20 protein-coding genes are annotated in these 22688 nt (G+C 59.9%); 13 read left to right on the forward strand and 7 right to left on the reverse strand.

Annotation, left to right across the window (positions count from 1 at the left end):
• Positions 1-12: 12 nt before the first annotated feature.
• From CHN51_RS14120 to CHN51_RS14130, 3 genes are read right to left on the reverse strand one after another with little or no spacing between them, the layout of a single operon-like run.
• Positions 13-525 (reverse strand): hypothetical protein, encoded by a 513-nt coding sequence (locus CHN51_RS14120; protein WP_100094591.1) that lies wholly within the window; start codon positions 523-525, stop codon positions 13-15.
• A gap of 32 nt (positions 526-557) precedes the next feature.
• Positions 558-1049, reverse strand: coding sequence for a hypothetical protein (locus CHN51_RS14125; protein ID WP_100094592.1), 492 nt, complete (start codon positions 1047-1049; stop codon positions 558-560).
• Between the two features lie 22 nt (positions 1050-1071).
• Positions 1072-2220, reverse strand: coding sequence for an alpha-hydroxy acid oxidase (locus CHN51_RS14130; RefSeq protein ID WP_100094593.1), 1149 nt, complete (start codon positions 2218-2220; stop codon positions 1072-1074).
• 129 nt (positions 2221-2349) lie between these two features.
• Here CHN51_RS14130 and creD point away from each other — a divergent pair, with 129 nt between their 5' ends.
• Positions 2350-3765: a cell envelope integrity protein CreD gene (creD, locus tag CHN51_RS14135; protein ID WP_100094594.1), complete on the forward strand. Its 1416-nt coding sequence runs from the start codon at positions 2350-2352 to the stop codon at positions 3763-3765.
• Between the two features lie 42 nt (positions 3766-3807).
• On the opposite strand, the gene CHN51_RS14140 is transcribed toward creD, so the two are convergent.
• Positions 3808-4716: a neutral zinc metallopeptidase gene (locus CHN51_RS14140; protein WP_100094595.1), complete on the reverse strand. Its 909-nt coding sequence runs from the start codon at positions 4714-4716 to the stop codon at positions 3808-3810.
• 125 nt (positions 4717-4841) lie between these two features.
• Between CHN51_RS14140 and CHN51_RS14145 the strand changes: the two genes are divergently transcribed.
• From CHN51_RS14145 to CHN51_RS14160, 4 genes are all read left to right on the forward strand, one after another.
• The gene (locus CHN51_RS14145) at positions 4842-5627 is read left to right on the forward strand and encodes a 3-hydroxybutyrate dehydrogenase (protein WP_100094596.1); all 786 of its coding nucleotides are present in this window, start codon (positions 4842-4844) and stop codon (positions 5625-5627) included.
• Complete coding sequence (locus CHN51_RS14150; RefSeq protein ID WP_164089234.1) at positions 5624-6211, forward strand: DUF4893 domain-containing protein; 588 nt, start codon at positions 5624-5626, stop codon at positions 6209-6211. The genes CHN51_RS14145 and CHN51_RS14150 overlap by 4 nt, the downstream gene beginning before the upstream one ends.
• 69 nt (positions 6212-6280) lie before the next feature.
• The gene (locus tag CHN51_RS14155; protein WP_100095659.1) at positions 6281-7603 is read left to right on the forward strand and encodes an amidohydrolase; all 1323 of its coding nucleotides are present in this window, start codon (positions 6281-6283) and stop codon (positions 7601-7603) included.
• Positions 7604-7972 carry a hypothetical protein gene (locus CHN51_RS14160; RefSeq protein ID WP_100094598.1) on the forward strand — a complete coding sequence of 123 codons (369 nt, stop codon included), beginning with the start codon at positions 7604-7606 and terminating at the stop codon, positions 7970-7972.
• 171 nt (positions 7973-8143) lie between these two features.
• Here CHN51_RS14160 and CHN51_RS14165 read toward each other — a convergent pair whose 3' ends face one another.
• Positions 8144-8548 carry a hypothetical protein gene (locus CHN51_RS14165; protein ID WP_100094599.1) on the reverse strand — a complete coding sequence of 135 codons (405 nt, stop codon included), beginning with the start codon at positions 8546-8548 and terminating at the stop codon, positions 8144-8146.
• 195 nt (positions 8549-8743) lie between these two features.
• Here CHN51_RS14165 and CHN51_RS14170 point away from each other — a divergent pair, with 195 nt between their 5' ends.
• The 5 genes from CHN51_RS14170 (at position 8744) to CHN51_RS14190 (ending at position 17188) form a co-directional block, all read left to right on the forward strand.
• A complete protein-coding gene (locus tag CHN51_RS14170; RefSeq protein ID WP_100094600.1) occupies positions 8744-10135 on the forward strand; it encodes a helix-turn-helix transcriptional regulator in 1392 nt (463 codons plus the stop codon).
• A 177-nt stretch (positions 10136-10312) separates the two neighbouring features.
• Positions 10313-11701, forward strand: coding sequence for a TIGR03013 family XrtA/PEP-CTERM system glycosyltransferase (locus tag CHN51_RS14175; RefSeq protein WP_100094601.1), 1389 nt, complete (start codon positions 10313-10315; stop codon positions 11699-11701).
• 1 nt (position 11702) lies between these two features.
• Positions 11703-13799 carry an XrtA/PEP-CTERM system histidine kinase PrsK gene (gene prsK / locus CHN51_RS14180; RefSeq protein ID WP_100094602.1) on the forward strand — a complete coding sequence of 699 codons (2097 nt, stop codon included), beginning with the start codon at positions 11703-11705 and terminating at the stop codon, positions 13797-13799.
• The gene (gene prsR, locus CHN51_RS14185) at positions 13796-15181 is read left to right on the forward strand and encodes a PEP-CTERM-box response regulator transcription factor (RefSeq protein ID WP_100094603.1); all 1386 of its coding nucleotides are present in this window, start codon (positions 13796-13798) and stop codon (positions 15179-15181) included. The genes prsK and prsR overlap by 4 nt, the downstream gene beginning before the upstream one ends.
• A gap of 3 nt (positions 15182-15184) precedes the next feature.
• Positions 15185-17188 (forward strand): tetratricopeptide repeat protein, encoded by a 2004-nt coding sequence (locus CHN51_RS14190; protein ID WP_100094604.1) that lies wholly within the window; start codon positions 15185-15187, stop codon positions 17186-17188.
• A gap of 7 nt (positions 17189-17195) precedes the next feature.
• Here CHN51_RS14190 and CHN51_RS14195 read toward each other — a convergent pair whose 3' ends face one another.
• Together CHN51_RS14195 and CHN51_RS14200 are read right to left on the reverse strand one after the other, a co-directional pair.
• Complete coding sequence (locus tag CHN51_RS14195; protein WP_100094605.1) at positions 17196-17540, reverse strand: GntR family transcriptional regulator; 345 nt, start codon at positions 17538-17540, stop codon at positions 17196-17198.
• A gap of 80 nt (positions 17541-17620) precedes the next feature.
• Positions 17621-18223, reverse strand: a complete 603-nt coding sequence (locus CHN51_RS14200) for a nitroreductase (protein WP_100095660.1) — start codon at positions 18221-18223, stop codon at positions 17621-17623.
• A gap of 159 nt (positions 18224-18382) precedes the next feature.
• Between CHN51_RS14200 and CHN51_RS14205 the strand changes: the two genes are divergently transcribed.
• The 3 genes from CHN51_RS14205 to CHN51_RS14215 are packed head-to-tail and all read left to right on the forward strand — an operon-like array spanning position 18383 to position 22688.
• Positions 18383-19978, forward strand: a complete 1596-nt coding sequence (locus tag CHN51_RS14205; RefSeq protein ID WP_100094606.1) for a peptide MFS transporter — start codon at positions 18383-18385, stop codon at positions 19976-19978.
• Positions 19979-19995: 17 nt separating this feature from the next.
• On the forward strand, positions 19996-21396 hold the full coding sequence (locus tag CHN51_RS14210) for an amidohydrolase (protein WP_100094607.1): 1401 nt from the start codon (positions 19996-19998) through the stop codon (positions 21394-21396).
• Positions 21393-22688, forward strand: coding sequence for an amidohydrolase family protein (locus CHN51_RS14215; RefSeq protein ID WP_100094608.1), 1296 nt, complete (start codon positions 21393-21395; stop codon positions 22686-22688). The genes CHN51_RS14210 and CHN51_RS14215 overlap by 4 nt, the downstream gene beginning before the upstream one ends.

Below are 22688 nucleotides of genomic sequence, written 5' to 3' on the forward strand. Positions count from 1 at the left end.
ACTGCAATATTGTCATGAAACCGATGGCGGCGGCATGCATCCCTTGCTCACCGCCAGTCCCTTGAGGAAGCTCCGGCGGGCAAAGCCCGCGGACAGCGCGCGTTGATAGCGTTCCCGCGCGGCATTGGCACCGGTCACCTCGCGGAGCACACCGCGAAAGGGGATGAAACCACCCAGTATGCCGCCGGCAACACGGCTGACGCTGCGCTCGCGCTTTTCGGCGCGCGAAATGAGCGGGTCTTCATTGATGTCGGGGCCAAGCATCGGGCGCAGGCTGGCGATCTCCGTGGTGATGGCGCGACAACCGGTCATGCCGGTAAGGTCATAAGGTGCTTTCTGGATTTCCAGCAATCGCGGAGGGATTTCGTCCTTCTTCAGGTTGATATCCTTGGCCGGCTGCGTAACCGCGTCCTCGACATGGTCGACCATCGGTCGTTCGACATTGGGTGAAGCTGCCCGCAACGGCTGTCCGGCCAGTGACAGGCCGGCCAGCCCGGCAATGATAATATATCCGGCTGACGCCATGATATGTCTCCCTTGTTGCCCCCAAGGTTGATTTACGGTCGCGCGGGTGCCTTGCATCCCCGCTGCAGCCCGACGCCTTTCAGAAATCCGCGCCGGACAGTACCGGCATAGATCGCCTGATTATAGCGCCGCCGCTCGGCATTGGCGCCGGTCACCTCGCCGATGATCCCGCCGAACGGGATGATCGAACCGATCGCGCTGCCGGCCACCCGAGCCGCGGTCTGTTCGCGCTTCTTGGCCAGGCTCTTGTCGACCGTTTCGTTGACGTCCGGGCCGAGCACGGCATTGAGCTCCTCGACCTCGGCAATGATGGCGGCACAGTTGCGCAAACCGCTGAGCGAATAGGGATCGTCCTGGATATCCAGCAACTTCTGCGGCACTTCCTTGCCGTCAAACGGTTCGGTAACCTTGTTGCCCGCCTGTTCCAGCGTCGAATCTTCCTGCGCGCCATTTTGCGCCAGCACGGCTGTCCCCGGAACGGAGAGGGCCAGTAGCAGGCCGGCAAATTTGCTCATATTTTTCATTTCAATCCCCTGACCGCGCCGGTTATCGAAATCTCAGATTGTCGCGGTTCAACTGATCAACCGCTGTGACGCCCATTAGTTTCATGTCGCGTTCGATTTCAGCTTGCAGCAAAGAGAGGATTCGCTCAACCCCCGACTGTCCGGCCGCAGCGAGAGCATAGAGATAGAGGCGTCCGCCCGAGCAGGCCTTGGCACCGACGCTGAGCGCTTTCAGCACATGGCTGCCCCGGGTGATGCCGCCATCGCAGATGACGTCGAGCTTGTCGCCGACCGCATCGCAAATCTCGGCCAGCTGGTCGAAGGGGGCACGGCTGCCGTCCAGCTGCCGTCCGCCATGGTTGGACACCATGATCGCGGTGGCGCCGATATCGACCGCGCGCTTTGCGTCGGCGACCGACATGATGCCCTTCAGACAGAATTCGCCGCCCCAGTCCTTCGCTATTTCCTCCGCCATTTTCCAGTCCAGAGACTGGTCGAGCATATTGGTGAAATAGTCGGCGACGCTATTGGGCACGCTCGTGCCTTCCGACACATGGTCTTTCAGATTGGACAGTTCGAACTTGTCGCGGAACATATAGTTCAGGCCCCAGGCCGGTTTTGCTGCATAGCTCCAGAAGCTGGTCGGGGTGATCCGCGGCGGACTGGTGAAGCCGGAGCGCAGGCAGCGCTCGCGGTTGCCACCGACGATTGTATCCACGGTCAGCGTCAGCGCGTCGAATTTCGCGGCCTTGCAGCGCTCTACCATCGACCGGTTGAGGTCCTTGTCCTTGTGGACATAGAGCTGGAACATTTTCGGCGTGCTGATGCTTTCGCCAATCTCCTCGATGCTGACCGTGCCCAGCGAGGAAATGCCGAAATAGGTTCCGAATTTCTCTGCCGCCCGGGCAACCGCGCGTTCGCCCTGCCAGTGGAACAGACGTTGCAGCGCCGTTGGGGACAGGAACAGAGGCATCGCCAGCTTCTGGCCCATGACGGTCGTACTCATGTCGATCTTCTCAACGCCGGCCAGGACGTTGGGGACCAGATCGCAGCGTTCATAGGCCGTCGTATTGCGCCGTCGAGTGACTTCGTCGTCCGCTGCGCCGTCGATATAGTCAAATATCGGAAAGGGCAGGCGTTTTTTGGCGAGCGCGCGGAAGTCATTCACATTGTGGCAATCCGAGATATTCATAACGGCCTTTCGATTGGACGCACATGCGCCACTGTTCGTCGCAGGTTGGATAATGGTCAGAGCGGGAGTTTAGACGAACGCGCGCGTCCCGCAAGCAACCTTTGTTGCACTGGAAGAGGGAATGAAATCATGGATAAAACTGACGAAAATTTTGGGGTGACCAGGGAGGAGCGGTCCCCCGGCCGCAAATTCCTGATGGTATTGCTAATGGGTTTTTTGCTGACGATACCTTTGTTCGCCACATGGCTGCTGGTGTATGACCGGCAAAGCCAGAGCGAGACCGCGCAGCATTCGATCGTGTCGGGCTGGGGCGGGGAGCAGATATTTGCCGGGCCGAAACTGGTGCTGCCCTATAATGTTGCGCTGCAGGAAACGGTTGAGCAAAACGGCAAGACCGTCACCCGGACCAATATCGTGCAGCGCGAACTCTTTCTGGCACCGGAAAAGCTGACGCTGGACAGCGGACTCAAGACCTCGACCAAGAAGCGCGCGATATATGAAGTCGTCGTCTACGATACCAATGTCATCGGATCGGCTATGTTCAGACTGCCCGACGATTTCGAGCGCAACGGGATTGCGATGGAGGACATTGATTTTGCCGGGGCCGAGCTGCGCTTTGGCTTGTCCGATGCGCGCGGGCTGGCGGGTGACAACAGCGTCACTGTGGAGGGGGAGAAGCTGAGCCTCAAGCCGGGCAGAGGGCTCGGTGAAACCGCCAACAGCGGCTTTTACGCCTGGGTTGATGCCAGCGCTCTCGTCGAGGGCGGGCTGGCAGCGGATTTCACCGTACGTTTCAAGGGCAACGAGAGCCTGACCATTGCGCCCCATGCGGGCCTGACGGAATGGACGGTCCGGTCAAAATGGCCGCACCCCAGCTTCGCCGGACTTTTCCTGCCGGAAGCGGAGGAAAGCAAGGTCACCGCCGAGGGCTTCGAGGCGAAATATGTCATCACCAATCTTGCTCTGGGAAGTTCGCTGGTTTCCATGCAGCAGGGAGCACAGGTCAACCCCGGGTCGGCGTTGGAGAGGGTGCAGTTCCAGCCCGACAGCGGCAGCGCGTCGGCAAGCGCAACGGTCAATCTGATCCAGCCGGTGGATCTCTATGGCCAGGTCGACCGGGCCGCAAAATACGGCTTTCTGATCATCGGCTTTACCTTTGTCGCCTTTCTGCTGTTCGATCTGATCGGCGGCGTGCGGATATCCTCGGTGCAATATATATTGATCGGTGCGGCGCTGGTCTTGTTCTTCGTGTTGCTGCTGGCTTTTGCAGAAATCATCGGTTTCGCGCTCGCCTTCATCGCGGCGTCGGCGGCAACCATCGGGCTGATAACGGCCTATTCGGCCTCGGTTCTGTCGAGCTGGCGTAGCGCAAGTCTGGTCGGCGGATTGCTGGCCGGTCTCTATGGCGCAATCTACATATTGCTCAGCCTGCAGGCTTACTCGCTGCTGATCGGATCGCTGCTGATCTTTGCGGCTCTTGCAGGGGTGATGTTTGTCACCCGTCGACTGGACTGGTCTAGCAGCCTGGGTCGGGTGAAGGGCTGAGCCCAAAAGTGGGCTCCAGTGTGACGCCGGAGCCCGTAATTTCTATACGGCGCCGCGCGCGAACGTGTCGCAGGCCGAAGGATCGCCGGTTTGCAATCCCTTGCGCAGCCAGGCCATGCGCTGTTCGGAAGATCCGTGGGTGAACATGCTTTCCACCGGTCGCTGGCCAGCGCCGCGCATTAGCGTGTCATCGCCGATAGCGTGCGCCGCGTTCAGGCCTTCCTCGACATCGCCGGGTTCCATGCGGTCGGCATTTTGCGCTGCCCAGACGCCGGCATAACAGTCCGCCTGCAATTCCATCCGTACCTGCAGCGCATTGCCTTCGGCTTTGCTTGCCGTGCGCTGGGCGTTGCGCACCTGATTCGCTACACCGGTCAGATTCTGGATATGATGGCCGACCTCGTGCGCGATCACATAGGCCTGGGCGAAATCACCCTTCGCGCCCATGCGCGTGGACATTTCGCGGAAGAAGCTGGTGTCGAGATAGACACCCTGATCCGCCGGGCAATAGAAAGGTCCCATCGCTGCTTGCGCCGCACCACAGCCCGATTGCCCGGACTGGTCGTAAAAGGTGAGGGTGGTGGGCTTGTACCGTTGGCCCTGTTGCTGGAACAATTTGGCCCAGGTCTGCTCCGTCGAGGCGAGCACCTGACAGGCGAAAAGCTCTTCCTCCGTATCGCACGCCACATTGGTTCCGGAACTTTCCGACTGGAAGCCGCCCGCGCCGGTGTCGCCAGCCAGTTGCAGGCCGCCGCCGCTGAAATAGAGGAAAGCCGCCGCGGCGCCGCCGATCAGCAGGATCGTCCCGCAGCCCATTTTCCGGCCGAGCAACATCGGCAGGAAGCTGAGCAGCAATCCGAGACCGCCACCTCCGCCACCGCCAAAGCTCCGGCCGCCACCACGGCCCTGATCGCGAACATTCTTGCTGGGGTCCAGATCGTCTAAACGCATTACTTGTCTCCTCGTCCGGTCCCAATTCGCCTGATTCCGGAAAAAGCGCAAGTTCCGCCAGATAGTTTTACAAAATCGTTGCAGTCCGGTGCGACTGATTTAAGGTCGCGGCAAAGGAGATATCTATGTTTTTGAAGGGCAAGACTGCGCTGATCACCGGCTCTACATCGGGCATTGGTGGTGGCTATGCAAAAGCGCTGGCCGCGGAAGGCGCGGCGGTGATGATCAACGGCTTCGGCGACGCGGGCGAGATTGAAGCGCTTCGTCAGGAACTGGAGACATTGAGCGGCACCAAGGCCGCCTATAGCAGCGCCGACATGACCAAGCCGGTGGAAATCCGGCAGATGTGCGCCGATTGTGCCGAGCAGTTGGGGACCGTCGACATCCTGATCAACAATGCCGGTATCCAGTTCGTTTCGCCCGTCGACGAATTTCCCGAGGAAAAATGGAACGCGGTGATGGACATCATCATGAACAGCGCCTTCCACGCGACCAAGGCGGTGCTGCCGGGCATGAAGGAAAAAGGCTGGGGCCGGATCATCAACACCGGATCGATGCACAGCAAGGTCGCGAGCCCCTATAAGTCCGCCTATAATGCGGCAAAGCACGCGATTGACGGCTTTGGCAAGACGGTCGCTCTGGAAGTCGCGCAAAACGGTATCACCGTGAACACGATTTCGCCCGGCTATACCTGGACACCGCTGGTCGAGGGGCAGATCCCGAACACGATGGAAGTGCGCGGGCTGACGCGCGAGCAGGTGATCAACGATGTCCTGCTGGCGCCGCAACCAACCAAGGAGTTTGTCCAGATCGACCAGATCGCTGCGCTCGCCATCTTCCTGTGCAAGGACGAGGCGCGGGCGATTACCGGCGCGAATATTTCGATCGACGGGGGCTGGACCGCACAGTGATTGCCGGGCTGTTCTTGCTCGTTGCAGCCGCCGCGGAGGTGCCAGTCGCACCGCTATGGCGTGAGCGGGCGACAACTGCCGATGTAGAAAGGCTGGAAAATTGGAAGGAGGCGCTGGAGATCGGTCGATCGGGCGTCACCGGTGCGGGGCAGGGTGCCTTGCTTGCCGCTCGTTCTCCGCTTTTCAAAACCGATGCGGCTCTGGCTGGCAGTGACATTCCGCAAGGCCTCTATAATTGCTCAATCACCAAGCTGGATGGCGATGCCGATGGCGGGCTGCCCTATATCGCTTATCCTGCCTTCAAATGCCGGATCGTGGATCAGAATGGCCGCAAGCATTTCACCAAATTGACCGGCTCGCAGCGCACGATCGGCTGGATCGACAAAGCGGCCGGGAACCAGTCAATATATCTCGGCTCCCTGATCTACCATTATGAAAATGCTCTGGTGCCTTATGGCCAGACTGCCAAACGCGATCAGGCGGCGGTTGTCCAGCGCATCGGACCAAAACGCTGGCGGATGATATTTCCGTTTCCCGCCTATGAAAGCAAGGTCGACGTGATGGAGTTGACGCCAGCGGAATGAAATTTTGGACCTGACAAGCATTTCGCTTCCGATTAGGCAGGGCTAGAAAAATATGGAATGGGGATGGATATGCGGAATATTACAAAACTCGGATTGATGGCAGCAGCTTCAATGATCGCGGTCATGCCGGCACAGGCCGACGGTCTGAAGGATGCCATCGCGGCGGACATGCCCTCGCTGATGGATATCTATCGTGATCTGCATGCCAATCCCGAACTGAGTGGCGAGGAAGTGCGCACAGCCGCCAAGCTGGCTGCCGAAGCCCGGCGTCTGGGCTATGAGGTTACCGAAAATGTCGGTGGCACCGGCGTGGTCGCGATCATGAAAAATGGCGAGGGCCCGACGGTGATGTTGCGCGCCGACATGGACGGCCTGCCGCTGGAGGAAAAAACCGGGCTGCCATTCGCATCGAAGGCCCAGGCGAAAACCCGACAGGGCAATGATACCTATGTGATGCACGCCTGCGGTCATGACACGCATATGACGGGCTGGGTTGCCACCGCACGGCAACTGGCTGAGCGCAAAGCCGAATGGTCGGGCACGCTGGTGATGATCCTGCAACCGGCCGAAGAGACGGGCGAGGGCGCGATGGCGATGCTGGAAGACGGTCTCTATACCCGCTTTCCCAAGCCGGACTATGCGCTGGCCTTTCACGATGCAGCCGGCGTTCCTGCAGGATATATCGGCTATGCGCCCGGCTTCGCGCTGGCCAATGTCGACAGCGTCGATATCCAGGTGAAGGGCGTTGGCGGCCATGGTGCCTATCCGCACACCACCAAGGATCCCGTCGTGCTGGCCAGCCGGATAGTCGGCGCGCTGCAAACATTGGTGAGCCGCGAGATCGATCCGCAGGATCCCGCCGTTGTCACGGTTGGCAGTTTCCAGGCCGGCTCCAAGCATAATATCATTTCCGACGAGGCGTTGCTGCTGATCACCGTGCGCAGCTATGGCGATGCCACCCGGGCCAAGCTGCTCGACGGGATCAAGAGGATTGCGCGCGGTGAAGCGATTGCCGCGGGCATGCCCGAGGACCGGATGCCGGTCGTGTCGGTGCGCGATGCGGAGTTCACCCCCGCTACCTACAACAGCCCGGAATTTTCAATGGAAATGGCGCGGCTGTTCGAAACCCGCTTCGGCAAGGATCGCGTCGTGCAGTCGAAGCCGGTGATGGGTGGCGAGGATTTCAGCCGCTACCGCCGTGCCGATGAAAATATCAAGAGCATGATCTTCTGGGTTGGTGGCGTCCCTATGACAGAATATCAGGCCTCGGTGGCGGCAGGTACGAAATTGCCATCGCTGCACAGCCCATTCTGGGCGCCCGATGCGGAGACGGTGATCAAGACCGGCGCCGAGGCTCTGACCGCCGCAACCTTGCAGATCATGAAGAAATAGATGGGTTGGCGGTGGATCGTCCCGGGCGCGCTGGCGGTTGCCGCAGTCGCGTCCGTCGCGCAAGCGGCTGGCCCCACCGACGCGTCCTATTTTGAGGGACGCTGGACCTTTGTCGATGAAATATGTTCGGCACCCACCAGCTGGACGATGATCGCCGGCGGAAATTTTGTCTCGGAAGATCTGGTCGGCACCTGGGCTTGGCAGGATGGAAAACTGGTTTTGAGCCTCAATGATCTGGCGGTTGACGAGGAAACCGGCGAGGCGGGCGGTCGTTTCCGGATGGATGGTCCGGTCACCGTCGTCGATCGGAACCGGTTCGACTTGATGATCGCGCCCGACGTCTATCAGATGCAGCGCTGCGTCGACTGACCGATCGTCAGTGCCGACCGTCAGCAATCAGGGAATAGCAGGGAGTGACGTAGTCTCCAGATCTGACGTTTCCGCTTCCCGGTTGATCTGGCGCGTAGGTTTTTCATTTATAAAATACGGAATTTGAGCGATGTTTTTCCGGGGAAAGGCCGGTCAACCATTGCTGCTGGACTAGTCCTCGCCGGAGCCTTCGCTCCGCTCGATCGGATTCTGCTGGCTGCCGGGTTCACCCGGGCGTGGGCTGCCTGCCAGGGGCGGGGCCTCGCCAACCGAAGAGCGGCTTTTCGAGGGTGACTTGTCTGCCTGATATTGCAGGCTGGGGTTGTGATCTTCATCCCAGGGGTCATCGCCCTCACTGCCAGCCACCGTCATCGGCTCTCCAAAGACAAAATTCTCATAGTCGCTATCCTCGCTGTCATCCTCTTCCCAGCTGTCATCCGATACCGGAGCGACAGGGGGCGCCATTTCCTGTACTTCAGCCGCGACAGGCGCCGTTTTTGGCGGCTCTTCCTTCGGCGTGATGAAGTAGATCAGCAGTCCGGTGGACGCGACAAGCAGGATGGATTCTTTGAGCATAGCAGGCACCAGTTTATTTCAAATTCCCTAAGGAAATAGCCGGACGCGGTTAAGAAACATTTACCCTCTGTTGCGGGCTTGATCGGCAGGCCGGATCACAGACAGCGACCACAGAATATTGTTCGCGTTCGTTGAATATTACAAGAAATCGCAATTTGGCTTGAATCAATGTAAATAAATTTACATAGCGGCGACATGACAGTCCAGAAACTATTTGCCGGTGCCGCTATCAAACGGCTGCGGCGCAGCGCCGCGATGACTCAGGTCGCGCTGGCCGAAGCGCTGGATATTTCGCCCAGCTATCTCAATCTGATCGAACGCAACCAGCGGCCGCTCAGCGCCCGTCTGATGCTGTTGCTGGCCGAACGGTTCGATTTTGATCCGCGACAGCTGATTGCCGCAGAACCGGGTGGCGGAATAGATGCGATCCGCCAGCGCCTCGCCAATCCGCTGTTCGAGGACCTGTCGATCGATCGAACGGAGCTGGAAGAATGGCTGATCGCGTCGCCCAATACGGCCGAAGCCTTTGTCCGCCTGTTTGACAATCGCAAGACCGGCGATGAAACGGGGGATAGCGGGGCGCCCGATCCGATCCAGGCAGTCCGCCGGGAAATAGAACGCTGGCGCAACCATTTCGCCGATCTCGATGCCATGGCCGAGCAGCTTGCCGACGAACTGCGCCTCGGTGCTGGCGATCTCTATGGGGCGATTACCGAAAGGCTCCGGGTCAAACATCAGCTGACGATCAGGATCCTGCCGGAAACCGTACTGCCTGACAAGCTGCGCCGACTGGACCTGCACGCCCGGCAGTTGCAGTTGTCGGAAATGCTCGACCCTGCCTCCCGCACGTTTCAGGCCGCACTCTTGCTCGGCCAGATCGAGGCTAAGGCAGAGATTGACGCGCTGGCGGCGGGCGGGAAATTCACGGACCGTGCGGCCGAAAAGCTGTTCCGTCGGCACCTGTCCGGCTATTTCGCGGCGGCGTTGATGATGCCTTATGGCCGGTTTCTAAAGGCCTGCGAACAGAGCGGTTATCGGATCCAGTTGCTCCAGCGCCGCTTCGGTGCGGGCTTCGAACAGGTCGCCCATCGGCTGACCACCTTGCAGCGCGTCGGCTCGCGCGGCCTGCCGTTCTTCATGGTCAGGATCGACCGTTCGGGGATGATTTCCAAACGCTATGCCGGAGCGAGCAACGCGCCGCTGGTCGAAAGCGCCCATCGCTGTCCTCTCTGGGACATCCACCGGGTTTTCGAGCAACCGGCCGAAATCCGGTCGCAACTGGTCGCTCTGGAAGACGGTTCGACATGGTTCACTTTGTCGCGTGCGGTGCAGGGCATCGGCTCCGGAGCGGGCGGGCACACGCCGGCTTTTGCCATCGGCCTCGGGGTGTCCGCCGATGTCGCGTCGGCGCTCTATTATGCGCGGGGCAAGGATCTGGGTATCGAGCAAGCCGATGCAATCGGTCTGGGCTGCACGGCCTGTACCCGGCCGCAATGTTCGCAGCGGTCCGCCCCGCCGCGCAGCCGCGCGCTCAAATTCGATGAAAGGGAGCGCGGCCTGACGCCGTTTGATTTCGTCAACGACTAGGGGCTGATGCGCGCCAAAACTGCGTGAAACCGGCGTTTACCAATAGGTCTGACTGTCGGTATATTGAACAATATCGACGAAAGAGAGCGCCTGCGCGGATTTTATTCTGTAAAATTTACCGACAGCTAACGAATTTTCCTTATGGCCGAAGCTGACCAAGGAAAGACGACGCGCGATATGATCCGATTGTTCAAACATTATATTCCTTACCCTGTCATCTTTCTGGGTTTGATCGATTTCGCGCTGCTGCTTGCAGCCGCGGAAGTGGGCTGGATATTGCGCGCGATCCAGATCGACATGGGGGTCGGAACGATTTTCGATCGTCCGGGGCCGATATTCAGCTTTGCCTTTGCCCTGCAACTGGCGCTGATCGCGGTCGGCGTATACGGACCCGAGGCGCTGCAATCCCTGCGCTTTGCCGCCGCCCGCATCCTGGTCGCAATCTCGCTGGGGGTTATTTTCCTCTCCCTGCTCGCTTTCGCGCTGCCCGGCATCACGCTCTGGCGCTCCAATTCACTCTACGCGATGATCCTGGCGATCACCTTCCTGATGGTCATTCGCGTCCTGCTGGGGACCATGCTCGACAGCGATATTTTCAAGCGACGGCTGCTCATCCTCGGGGCAGGGCCGCGGGCCGCGCGTATCGCCGCGCTGGAAAAACGCCCGGAATGCGGCTTCATCGTTGCCGGCTATGTCTCGATGAATGAAGGGGCGCGCGTGATTGACAGCGCGGTCCGCCGTCAGGATATCGACAATCTGCCGCAGCATGTGATCGATCTCGAGGTCAGCGAAGTGGTTCTGGCGCTCGAGGAAAGACGCAATGCGCTTCCCGTCGCCGATTTGCTGACGATCAAGACAACCGGCGTGCATGTCAACGATTTGTCCAGCTTTCTCGAACGCGAAACCGGACGGGTCGATCTGGATAGCGTCAATCCGAGCTGGTTCATCTTTTCCGACGGCTTTTCCTCGGGGCGGCGACTGTCGACCACGTTCAAGCGGGGTTTCGACATATTCCTGAGCTTCCTGTTGCTGATCCTGACCGGGCCGGTAATCCTGCTCTTTGCGCTGCTGATCAGGCTGGAAAGCCGCGGCGGTTCCTTTTTCAAACAGGAGCGCGTCGGTCTCTACGGCCAGAGGTTCAACATATTGAAGCTTCGCTCCATGCGCGCCGATGCAGAGCCGGATGGCGAGGCAATATGGGCGAGTGAAAATGATCCGCGGATCACGCGCATCGGCAATTTCATCCGCAAGGTCCGGATTGACGAGCTGCCCCAGGCCTGGAGCGTGTTGAAGGGCGAGATGAGCTTCGTCGGTCCGCGTCCGGAACGGCCGCAATTTGTCGACGATCTGCAGACGCAAATGCCTTATTATGCGGAGCGTCATATCGTCAAACCCGGGATCACCGGCTGGGCGCAGATCAACTATCCCTACGGCGCGTCGACCGAGGATTCCCGGCACAAGCTTGAATATGATCTCTATTATGCAAAAAATTACACACCATTTCTCGATTTGCTGATCATCCTGCAGACCATCAGGGTCGTGTTGTGGCCGGAAGGAGCGCGCTGATATGGGATCGCTTCTCGACTATATCAGCCTGTTCGGTCACGGCATCGCCGCCGCGCTTTTCGGCGCGCTGGCGATCTGGCAATTCCAGCGGAAGGTTGAACGCAACAACAAGCAGATATGGCTGACCATCGCGATCACGCTGACCAGTTTCTGGGCATTGTCGATCGCGGTCGAGGGATATCTGTCACCGATTTCGCGTTTTGCGGAAACCCTGCGCAATTTTGGCTGGCTCGGCTTCATGTTCATCCTGCTGCGGGCAGGGGAAGGCCGCGACGAGCCGAAGACGGTCAACGGCATCTATGCGGCGCTCTCCTTCGTGCTCGTCGGGCAGATGCTGGTGGATTCAATGCTTCCGGCCTTTTCCGGCAGTCCGCGGCTCGAAAATGTGACGCTTTACACCTCGTTGGTGCTGCGGATGATCTTTGCCGTGGGCGCCCTGGTTCTGGTGCACAATCTCTATTCGATTTCGGCGCCGGAAACCCGCTGGGGCATCCGGTTGCCGATGGCCTCGCTGGCCGCGATCTGGACCTATGATCTCAATTTGTTCACAATCACCTATCTGACCCAGAGCGTCCCCATGGAACTGCACGCGATGCGCGGGCCGATGATCGCGGTGATCGCGCCGATTCTGGCCCTGGCGTCCTTGCGCAACACGGAATGGAATCTGAAACTGTCGCGCAGCGTCGCTTTCCGTTCTCTGTCGCTGGTGGCGATCGGCAGCTATCTGCTGATGATGGTCGTGATCGCGACGGCGCTGCAGATCATCGGCGGAGACTATGCCCGTCTGGCCCAGATCAGCTTCCTGTTCGGAGCTACCATCGGTGCCTTGTTGCTGTTGCCATCGGGCCGTTTCCGCGCCTGGCTGAAGGTGAAGCTGGCGAAGAATTTCTTCCAGCACCGCTATGACTATCGATCGGAGTGGATCCGTTTCACGGATACTATCGGCCGGCCCGGCGTGGATAGCGCGCCGTTCCACCAACGGGTGATCAAGGCGATCGCCGATATCACGGAGTCGCCAGCCGGGATTTTGCTGGTGCCCGATGAATCCGGGCAACTGGTGCTGCAATCCCGCTGGAACTGGTCATCAATCGAGGTCCCGGCGCGGGCCTGCACGACGAGAACCATCCCCTTTCTCGAAAGCACCAGTCATATCGTCGAATTTGACACGTTGCGGGCGGGCAAGGATGACAAATGCGATGCCGCGGCCATTCCCGAATGGATGACCAAAGATGATCAGGCATGGGTTGCGGTGCCGCTGGTACATTTTGACCGGCTTGCCGGCCTGATGCTGCTAGCGCGTCCCAGAATCGACCGCAAACTGGACTGGGAGGATCTCGACATGCTCCGCGTTGTCGGCCGTCAGGTGGCAAGCTATTTGGCTGAATCGCGCAGTCAGGAATCCCTGTCGGAGGCGCAGAGGTTCGATGAATTCAACCGACGCATGGCCTTCATCATGCATGATATCAAAAATCTGGTCAGCCAACTCAGCCTGCTGGCGCGCAACGCCAAGCGCCATGCTGACAATCCCGAGTTTCAGGCGGATATGATCGAGACGCTGCAGGATTCGGCAGACCGGATGAACGGGCTGCTCGAACGCCTGTCGCAGCATAACAAGAGCCACCCCGAGGAACCGAAGTCGGTCAAGGTTGCCGACCTTATCCGCTCGATCATCGAGAAGAAGCGGTTGCTTCACAGTCTGGAATGCAGCCGTGTCGATGATCTGACGATTTTCGCGGATCCGGCCCGGGTGGAACAGATACTGGGTCATTTGATCCAGAATGCGATCGACGCCAGCACCGAAGACCAGCCGATCACCATCAACGCGCGGCGCCGTGACCTGAGCGTGGCCATCGAAGTCTGTGACCAGGGCACCGGCATGTCCGCCGAATTTGTCCGCAACCAGCTCTTCAAGCCTTTCTCATCAAGCAAACAGGGCGGCTTTGGAATCGGAGCCTATGAAGCGCGCGAACTGGCACGGTCGATGAACGGGCGTCTGGAAGTGGAGAGCACCGAAAATGTGGGGAGCCGCTTCACGCTGCTTCTGCCGCTCGCCAAACATTTGCCGAAAGATATTTCCGCTGACGAAAGGGCCGCATGATGCCGGACAAAGAGCAACCCAAAAAAGAGAAACTGCTGGTCGTTGAAGACGATCCGGGTCTGCAGAAACAGCTGAAATGGGCCTATGACGATTTCGATGTCATCATCGCCGGCGACCGCGAGACTGCGATCGAAAAGCTGCGCTCGGAAGAGCCGGATGTGGTCACGCTCGATCTGGGGCTGCCGCCGGACCCGGACGGCACCACGGAAGGCTTCGCGACCATGGAAGCGATATTGAGCCTGAAGCCCGACACCAAGGTGATTGTTGCCTCCGGCCATGGCGAAAAAGCCAGCGCCTTGCGGGCGATATCCGGCGGCGCATGGGATTTCTACCAGAAGCCCGTGGATATCGACGAGCTTGGCTTGATTGTCAGGCGCGCCTTTCACGTGCGCAATCTGGAACAGGAAAATGCCAGCCTTGCCGCCCGGAGCAACAGCGACGGCTATATATTGGGAGAGATCATCACCGGCGCGCCGGAAATGCTGAAAGTGGCCCAGATGATCGAGCGGGTGGCCAATACCAACGCCTCGGTCATGCTGCTGGGCGCCAGCGGTACCGGCAAGGAGTTGCTGGCCAAGGGCCTGCACGATTCCAGTGATCGTCGCGACAAGGCCTTTGTTGCCATCAACTGTGCGGCCATTCCGGAAAATCTGCTGGAATCCGAATTGTTCGGCCACGAAAAAGGGGCCTTTACCGGCGCCATCAAGACGACCGAAGGGAAGATCGAACAGGCCGCCGGCGGCACGCTTTTCCTCGACGAGGTTGGCGATATTCCGCTGCCGCTCCAGGTGAAATTGCTGCGCTTTCTCCAGGAGCGGGTGATCGAAAGGATCGGCGGACGCAAGCCGATTGCCGTCGATACACGGATCGTTTGCGCGACCCATCAGGATCTCGAGACGATGATCAAGGACAATGATTTTCGCGAGGATCTCTATTATCGTCTGGCTGAAATCGTGATCAAGATCCCGCCCCTGTCCGGGCGCTCGGGCGACGCCAGCCTGCTGGCACGGCATTTCCAGAAAAAATTCGCTGCGGAAATCAATCCGGCGGTCAAGGGGATTGCACCCGACGCGCTGGCCGCGCTGGAGGCCTGGCACTGGCCCGGCAATGTTCGGGAACTGGAAAACCGGATCAAGCGCGCGGTGATCATGGCCGACGGCAAGATGATCACCGCCGGCGACCTTGATCTGGACGTCGACGAAAATGCGGCGACCGATCTGCTGAACCTGAAAGCCGCGCGCGAAGCCGCCGACCGTTCGGCGATCCTGCGGGCGATTTCGCAGACCAGCGGCAATATTTCCAATGCGGCCAAATTGCTGGGGATCAGCCGGCCGACACTTTATGATCTGCTCAAGCAATATAAGTTGCAGCAAGCCAGCTGAACCATGCTGTCCGATCTTGTCCTGAAACTGCGCCTGACCAGCAAGCCGGTCCTGCTCGCGTCAGCGCTGGCCCTCGCCCTGGCCGTGGCCCCGACGGCCATATATGGCGCCAGCGAAGGCAGTGAGGACGCACGAGACGCCTTTGCCAGGGCCGAGCAGTTTCGCGCCAAACGCGATGTGCGGTCGGCGCGGATCGAATTGCTGAATGCGATCAAGGCCGATCCGCAGTGGATTGACGCGCGGGTGGCGCAGGCAGAAGTGTTGCTGAAGCTAAGGGACGGGATCGGGGCCGAGGCGGAACTGGACCGGGCCGTGGAACTCGGAATCGATCCGGCATATGTGCGACATCTCTACGGGCACGCCTATTCGCTGCAGGGCGAGGCGCAAAAGGCGCGCGACCAGTTGCTGACCAATGACATCCCGAGGGAACATCAAGGCTATGCTGCCCGGATCATGGGGAAGGTTGCCCTGCAAATGGGCGATGAGCCACTGGCTGGCGCTGCCTATAACCGGGCGATGGAACTGGACGGCGACAATCCCGATCTTTGGGTCGATATCGCGCGCTTCCGGTCACGTTCCGGGGACCAGGCCGGGGCGACCAATGCGGTTGACGAGGCGGTGAGGCTGGACCCCGCCAATATCCGGGCGCTGCAATATCGCGGGGAGCTGTTGCGGTTCCAGTTCGGTCTCGGCGCGGCATTGCCCTGGTTCGAACGGGCACTGGAACTGGATCCCAATGACGTGCCCTTGCTGACCGAATATGCGGCGACGCTGGGGGATATGGGGCGGATGACCGACATGCTGGTCGTCGCGCGCAAGATCATCGCCCTCGATGGCAAGAACCCGCGCGCCTTCTTCATGCAGGCGGTGCTCGCGGCCCGGGCGGGACAATATGATCTGGCGAGACGACTGATGCAGAAAACCGGAGGCGCGATCGACGACGTTCCGGCGGTTTTGCTGGTGCAGGGGATCATCGAACATGCCGAGGGCAATCCTAATGCCGCGGTCGACAAGTTCCAGCGGCTCGTCTCGATCCAGCCGAACAACAGGCAGGCGCAGAACCTGCTGGCACGTTCGCTCTATCTTGCGGGGAGCGCCGGCGATGCGGTCGATATTCTCAAGCCGCAGGTCAACCGGAGCGGCGCCGATCCCTATGCGCTGTGGCTGGCGGGCCGCGCGCTCGAATCGATCGGTGAGCGGGGGCAGGCCGCGGCCATCATGAACCGCGCCGCGGTTCATGATTTCGGACGGGAGAGCGCCTTCATGGCGGCCGCCCCGCTCAGCGTGCTGCGCGCCGAAGCGCAGCGCAACCCGAACGATGCGCGGGTGGTGGTTCCCTATATTCGCGCGCTCTACACGGCGGGTGATTATGCTGCCGCCTTTGCCGAAGCGAAGCGGCTGCAACAAGGCAATCGCGGCGCGAGCGCGGCCCATATTCTGGTCGCCGACGTCGCCGCGACAATGGGCAATTATGACGAGGCGCTGGACGCGCTCGGACAGGCGCGCAGCATCCGCTTTTCCGAACCGGTGATGCTGCGTCTGGTCGAAGTTTTGCGCGCGAAAGGCGAGATGCAGCAGGCGGGCGAGGATCTCGCGCAATATCTCAATTACAATCCCGGCAATATCGCGGGGCTGCGCTGGATGGCCTATGCCCATCTGGAAACCGAAAGCTGGTCCGTTGCGGCCCATATTCTGGAAAATCTGCGCCAGCGCATTGGCAACAATGATGCTCTGATCATGGCAGGGCTGACCCAGGCCTATACCGGTCTCGGGCAAACCGAAAAGGCTATCGCCGCCGGACGGATTGCCTATCGGGTGCAGCCGTCAAGTCCGGTGGTGACGCATCTCTATGGTCTGGCGCTGCTGGAGGACAAGACCCGCCGGAAACAGGCCATAAGCTTGCTCAGGAAAGCGGTAGCGATCATGCCGGACAATCCGCTTTATCGGAAAAGCCTGCGTCGCGCCTATGCAGAGCAGCGCGCCGAACGGAGCAAGATCAAAAGCTGACGGCGGTTCAGGCGTCGCTTTTCACCAGATCTTCGATCGACAGGTCCAGCCGCTTCATCTGGCGCTCGACCGGGGGCCAGATATTCTTGATGAAATCCTCTCTCTGGGCGAGGCGCAGACGGTTTTTCGCGCCGGCTGCGACAAACATGCCAACCCCGCGCTTCACCGTGACCAGGCCGTCTTCCTGAAAGCCCTGATAGGCTTTTGCCACAGTCAGGGGGTTGGCGCCCTGTTCGGCGGCGAAGACACGGACCGACGGCAGCATGTCGCCTTCGCCATATTCACCGTCCAGAATGGATTCGGAAATAATGTCCCGCAATTTGAGATAGACCGGTTTGTTGCTGTTGTTCATGCTGCTGCACTGCCATAATACAGCGAAGCGGGCAAGGCGTAAGTTCCGTTTTCTCGGGAACCTGGCCTGAGATCCAGCCTCTAATCCGGCGTCGCCGGGTCCCAGAATGACAATATGTCGGAAAGCTCCGGCCGGGGGCGCTCGGTCAGTTCGGCGCCTGCCGTCCCCATAAAGAGGAAGCCGGCGATTCTTTCCGGAGCGGCGCCGAACAGATCGCGCACATCATCGTTGAAAGCCGGCCAGCCGGTGATCCAGCCACCGACAAAGCCCATGGCATGGGTGGCGTGGAGGATGTTCATCGCAAAGGCGCCGCAGCTGAGCTCCTGTTCCCAGAGGGGAATCTTGGTCGATTCTACCGGCGAATATAGCAGAACGAGCAGGGTCGGCGCCTGGCACGCCATTGACTCCAGCGATTCGAGTTCCATCCGTCCGGCATCCGGCCGCTCCTTCAGATAGGCATTATGGATGCCTTTGGCGAGAAGGCTGCGCTGATCGTCGCCGACTGCAACCACGCGCCACGGCGCCAGCTTGCCATGGTCCGGCGTGCGCAGGGCAATGGTGACAATCTTTTCAATCTGCGCCTTGCCTGGTCCGGGTGCGATCATGTCGCGCGGCCGTCCGGAGCGGCGGGAAGGGAGGTAGCTGGCGAGGCTGCTGAGATCGTTGAATTGCTTTTCGGTCATGTTTGTCACTTCGGAAGAGACGGGGCCGATTGCAAGGCGAATTTGCGGAAAACCGGTCTCGCTTGAAACAATATGCTTCACTTGCGCATTTTTATCATTAGGGTGCGAGGCAACCGGGTCGGAATTAACGGCCCAAATCTATTGCCGGGGAGTATTTATATGGCGGGAGCGTATCTGGAATCGGGTGATGCAAGAGGGACATTCCTCGGCCACCCCAAGGGGCTGTTTGTTCTGTTTTTCGCAGAAATGTGGGAACGTTTTTCCTATTACGGCATGCGCGCGCTGCTTATCTTCTACCTGACCAAGCACTGGCTCTTTTCCGATAGCGAATCCGGTATCATTTATGGCGCCTATACGGCGCTTGTCTATATTACTCCTGTCGTCGGCGGTTATCTGGCGGACAAATATCTGGGACAAAGAAAGGCCGTGCTGTTCGGGGCCGTGCTGCTTACGCTCGGCCATTTCTTCATGGCCTTCGAGGGCGACGCCGGGATTGGCCACGTCGATAACCCGATCATCAGCATATTCTGGTTGGCGCTCGCGCTTATCATCGTCGGCTCCGGCTTTCTGAAAGCCAATATCTCGGTGATTGTCGGCCAGCTCTATCCCCGCACCGATGTGCGACGCGACGGCGCCTATACGATCTTCTACATGGGCATCAATCTGGGCGCGGCGATGGGCTCGCTGCTTTGCGGCTATATCGGTGAAACCTATGGCTGGGCTTATGGTTTCGGTCTGGCCGGCATCGGCATGCTGCTTGGCCTGGTTGTCTTCATCTGGGGCAAACCCCTCCTGCTCGGACGCGGCGAAGCCAAGGATCCGGAGCTTCTGAACAAGCCTGTTGGCGGACTGAAGCTGGAATGGTGGATGTATATCATCGGTTTGGTGCTCGTCGGTATCTGCTGGCTGGCCATTCAGTTCCAGGACATGGTCGGCTACGTGCTCGGCCTGTTTGGCGGCGCGCTGGTTCTCTATGTGCTGGTGACCGCGGTCACGAAGCTGGCATCCGACGAACGCGACCGTATCTTCGCGGCAATGTTCCTGATCCTGACATCAATCATATTCTGGGCGCTGTTCGAGCAGGCCGGTTCTTCGCTGAACCTGTTCACCGACCGGCATGTTGACCGTGCGGGTGTTCCTGCCTCGACCTTCCAGTCGATCAACGCGATCTACATCATCCTGCTGGCGCCTGTATTTGCGACGCTATGGACGGTGATGGGCCGCAAGGGAATCGAGCCATCCGCGCCGTTCAAATTCGGACTGGGTGTTGTTCAGGTTGGTCTCGGCTTTCTGGTTTTGGTGTGGGGCGCGCAGTCTGCCGGACTTGAAAATGCGACGCCTGTGATCTTCATCTTCCTGATCTACCTGCTGCACACAACCGGTGAACTCTGCCTGTCGCCGGTCGGTCTGTCGGCGATGAACCGGCTAGCTCCCGCCCATATGGCGAGCCTGATCATGGGTACATGGTTCTTCGCATCGGCAACCGGCAATTTTGCCGCAGGTCTCATCGCTTCCGCAACAGGCGCTGAAGGCGTTGGCGAGGAAGCGGGCAAGCAGGTTGTGCTGGATGTTTATTCCACCGTCGGCTGGGTAGCGATTGCCGTTGGCGTCGGGGTTCTCGTGGTGTCGCCGCTGATCAGAAATCTGATGCATCTCGATACGCTGAAAGACGACAATGTCGGCGATGATCTGGAAGGCCAGCGGGAGGTGGGCGAACCACAGGCTGCCGGCGTCCATCCGACGACCAAACCGTAAGACTGAGGGGCTTTGCTATGAAATTTCGGGCTTTGCTGGCGCTGGTTGCTGGCGGATCGCTGTTGGCCGGCTGTACGGCCAATGCGGCGGATACAAATTCGGCTAGCGCGTCACCGCCCGTGAAATCGAGCAAGTCGGCCAAGGTCGCATTCCCCTCGACCTACCGCGCCTATCCTTCGGCGCCCACCGCCATCACCGGCGTGACCATCTACGATGGTGAGGGCGGCCGGATCGAGCGGGGAACAGTGTTCATGGCCGGCGGAAAGATTTCCTCGATCGGCGGCCCCGACACGGCCATCCCGGCCGATGCGAGGATTGTCGACGGTACCGGTAAATATGTCACGCCGGGAATCATCGACGTGCACAGCCATCTCGGCGACTATCCGACGCCCAGCGTGTCAGCCCATGATGATGGCAATGAAGCGACCTCGCCGGTGACCCCGGAAGTCTGGGCCGAACATAGTGTCTGGCCGCATGATCCGGGATTTTCCCGTGCCCTGGCCAATGGCGGCATCACGGCGCTGCAAATTCTGCCAGGCTCGGCGAATCTGTTCGGCGGCCGCTCGGTCACCTTGAAGAATGTCCCGGCGCGCACCGTGCAGGCGATGAAATTTCCCGGTGCGCCTTATGGCATGAAAATGGCCTGCGGCGAAAATCCCAAGCGTGTATATGGCAATCGCAACCGGATGCCGTCGACCCGTATGGGCAATCTCGCGCTCAACCGGCAGACATGGATCGACGCCCAGGATTATCGCGACAAGCGCAACGCCGGCAAGAGCCAGAAGCGCGATCTCGGCAAGGAAACTCTGGCCGGCGTGCTCGACGGGGATATTCTCGTCCATAACCATTGCTACCGCGCCGACGAGCTCGCCCAGATTATCGATATGTCCAAGGAATTCGGCTATAAGGTCACTGCCTTTCACCATGCAGTCGAAAGCTATAAAATCGCCGACATGCTGGCCGAAGAGGGCATTTGTTCCGCCGTCTGGGCCGACTGGTGGGGCTTCAAGATGGAAGCCTATGACGCGATCCCGGAAAATGCAGCGCTGCTGCAAAAAGCCGGTGCCTGCGTGATAATTCACAGCGATGACGAAAACCAGATCCAGCGGCTCAACCAGGAAGCGGCCAAGGCGCTGGCCGATGGCCGGGCAATGGGCATAGAGATCAGCGACGCACAGGCGATCCGCTGGATCACGCTCAATCCGGCGAAAGCCATGGGCATTGACGAGATGACCGGTAGCTTGAAACCCGGAAAGATGGCTGATCTTGTTCTGTGGAACGGCAATCCGCTGAGCGTATATGCGCGGCCTGAAAAGGTCTGGATTGACGGCGCGCTGATGTTTGACAGCGGCGATCCCAGCCGCCGCCCGGTCAGCGATTTCGAACTCGGCCAGCCCGGTGAAGGAGACGTGAAATGAAGCGCCTTGCCACATTGCTCGCCTCCGCTGCGGCCCTGATCGCTGCTCCGCTTGCTGCGCAGACCACCGCCATTACCGGCGGCAAGGTCGTGATCGGTGACGGCAGCGCGCCGATCGAAGGCGGTACGGTATTGATCCGCAACGACCGCGTCGTTGCTGCCGGTGCCAATATCTCCATTCCCGCCGATGCACGACGGATCGACGCCACCGGCAAATGGGTGACACCGGGCATTTTTGCCGGGTTCAGCCGGATCGGCCTGGTCGAGGTCGGGGCGGTCAGCCAGACCAACGACATGAACGCCAGCCGTTCGCCCTTTTCGGCTGCGCTGGACGTGCAATATGCGATCAACCCCTTTGCTTCGGCAGTTGCCGTCAACCGCGCCGCAGGGGTGACGAGAGCGGTGGTTTCGCCGAGCACCTCAAGCTCCATCTTCGGCGGATTCGGGGCGATCGTCGACCTCGGGCAAGATGAAGATCCGATCACCCGCGCGCGCGCCTTCCAGTTTGTCGAACTGGGCGAAACAGGCCATCGCCGGGCAGGGGGCAGCCGGTCAGCCTCGCATATCCATTTCCGGGCGCTGCTCGAAGAGGCACGCACTTATGCCCGCAATCCGGCGACCTTTGACAGTGATCTGCTCAAGGCATCGGACGCGAAGGCTCTGCTACCCGTCATCAACGGCAACACCAAGTTGCTGGTCCATGTCGAAAGCGCCAATGACATTCTGAAGGTCCTCGACTTGCGCAAGGATTTTCCGGCCCTGAAAATGGTACTGGTCGGGGTGAATGAAGGCTGGCGCGTGGCCGATCATATTGCCGCAGCCGGCGTGCCCGTACTCGCTTCGGCGCTCAGCGATCTGCCTTATGGTTTCGAGGATCTGGCGTCCACACAGTCCAATATCGGTCGGATGAAGGATGCCGGGGTCAAGGTTGCCATCGGTATGATCAACGACCGTGACGCGCACCAGCTGCGCTATTCGGTGCAATATGCCGGTAATCTTGTGGCGTTGAACAAGGTTCCGCGCGCCACCGGGCTGAGCTGGGACGAGGCTTTTGCCGCGATCAGTTCAGTGCCTGCGGAGATCATGGATGTCGGCGGACAGCTGGGGTCTCTCAAGGCCGGCCGCCAGGCCGATGTAGTGATCTGGACCGGCGATCCGCTGGAGCTGTCGACCCAGGTTGAAAAGGTGATAATCGACGGTGTCGACCAGTCGCTCAGCAACCGCCAGATGCGCCTGCGGGACCGCTATGCCGATCCCGCTCCGGGCGCCTTGCCCAAAGCCTATGACCGCTAG

The organism is Sphingorhabdus sp. YGSMI21, from assembly GCF_002776575.1.
In the GTDB taxonomy this organism is placed as follows: Bacteria; Pseudomonadota; Alphaproteobacteria; order Sphingomonadales; family Sphingomonadaceae; genus Parasphingorhabdus.